This is a genomic window from Halorubrum amylolyticum (genome assembly GCF_004114995.1).
Lineage (GTDB): Archaea > Halobacteriota > Halobacteria > Halobacteriales > Haloferacaceae > Halorubrum > Halorubrum amylolyticum.
In genome coordinates, this window is record NZ_SDJP01000071.1 from 1 (window position 1) to 1,719 (window position 1,719).

Here is a 1,719-nt window from a genome sequence, read left to right on the forward strand (position 1 = left end):
AGCTGCTCGATCTGGCCGCGGCGTTAGGTGAGGACCGATGATCCCGCCGGGGACCGAAGCGGCGCTGCTCGACTCGTGGGACTACTTCCTCCACCTCGCGATGGTCCTCACGCCGCTGTTCATCGGTGCGTCGTTCCTCGTCGGGCTCGCACAGGAGTACCTCCCGCCCGAGCGCGTCGAAGAGATGCTTCGCGCACGCGACCACGGCAGCGGGAACGTCCTCGCGGCGGGCCTCGGCGCGGTGACGCCGTTCTGCTCGTGTTCGACCGTCCCGGTCTTGGCGGGCCTGTTGGGGGCCGGCGCCCCCACGGGCATGGCGTTCTCGTTTCTGCTCGCCTCCCCGATCGTCAACTGGATCGCCGTGTTCCTGCTGTTCGGGCTGTTCGGGACCGGCGTGACCGTCGCGTACGTGACGACGGCGCTGCTCGCGGCGATCGTCGCGGGACTCATCATCGGGACGTTCGAACTCGACGGGTATATCAAGGACGTCCGGATCACCGCGGGCGGTCGTGAAATCGCGACCGACGGCGGAGCGACTCCCTCGGACACGTCGGGGGCAGCCGACGCTGGCGGATGTAGCGAGTGCGGGACGACGGCGACGAACAGAACCCACAAGGAACGCGTGACTGCCGCGGGGGAGGGCGCGCTCTCCTTCTTCCGCGACACACTCCCGTACATCGCGGTCGGGATCGCGATCGGCGCGCTGATCCACGGCGCCGTACCGGCGGAGCTCCTCCAGCGGATCGCCGGGCCGGGGAACCCGCTCGCGACCCCGATCGCCGCACTCGCCGGTGCGCCGATCTACGTGAGCATCAGCGGAATGCTGCCGATCGCGCACTCGCTCACTGAGGCGGGGATCCCGATCGGAACGGTGATTGCGTTCGTCATCGGCGGGGCGGGGATCAGCATCCCGAACCTGATCCTCCTGAACAAGCTGTTCGAACGCCGGCTGCTCGCGATCTACGCGACGACGGTCGTGACGATCGGGATCACCGTCGGTGTGCTGTTCAACACCGTCTTCGCCGGGCTACTCTGAGCCGGGAACCTTCTTACAGCGACCGCGACCCGTCGAGAGCGACGAGGACCGCGTTCGCACGCGGCGTGGCGCGATACATCCGCCACTTCCCTTCCTTCCGGCGCGTGACGAGGCCAGCATCAGTGAGCTGCGAGAGGGCGTGGCTGATTGCGCTGTCGCTCACGTCCAAGAGCGGCGAGAGCTCACACACGCATAGCTCCTCGTCATCAGCCGCGTGAAGCATCCGAACGATCTTGTATCGGGTCTCGTTGCCGAGCGCCGACAGTAGCTCGATATCGGTCTCCAGGTCCGACCCGCCGACGCTCTCGTTCAGTTCTTCTAGCTCCGCTAACCGGTCGGCGAGATCTTCATCTGTACAGGAGCCACATTCGTCGGCGACGTACCGCTGTAAACGCTCGGTAGATGACATACAAACAATTGAACCAAGCTGGGATTAAACGTTGCGGAGCGCCGTCTCAACTGATAGCTGGACAGCGAAAACAATATAGTAATCTCTCAAATATTGTCTCGTGTGAAAGAGACGAGACTTGTGGCAGGTGTCTGGCGGTCGACAACGACCATCTCGGCAGGCTCGAGCAACGATACGACCGAATGCGCCGCTACAGGGTGTTCGCCGTGACCGGTTCCTACAAACGGGTCAATTACACCGACATCGAGACCACCTCGGGCGCGATGCGGCCGCT

At 64.5% G+C, this 1,719-nt stretch carries 2 protein-coding genes; one reads left to right on the forward strand and one right to left on the reverse strand.

Features of this window, described 5'->3' with window-relative positions; translation table 11 throughout:
- Positions 1–37 precede the first annotated feature (37 nt).
- Positions 38–1,036: a permease gene (locus ESO89_RS18280; RefSeq protein WP_004595753.1), complete on the forward strand. Its 999-nt coding sequence runs from the start codon at positions 38–40 to the stop codon at positions 1,034–1,036.
- 13 nt (positions 1,037–1,049) lie between these two features.
- Here ESO89_RS18280 and ESO89_RS18285 read toward each other — a convergent pair whose 3' ends face one another.
- Positions 1,050–1,445: an ArsR/SmtB family transcription factor gene (locus ESO89_RS18285; RefSeq protein ID WP_004595752.1), complete on the reverse strand. Its 396-nt coding sequence runs from the start codon at positions 1,443–1,445 to the stop codon at positions 1,050–1,052.
- Positions 1,446–1,719: the final 274 nt, after the last annotated feature.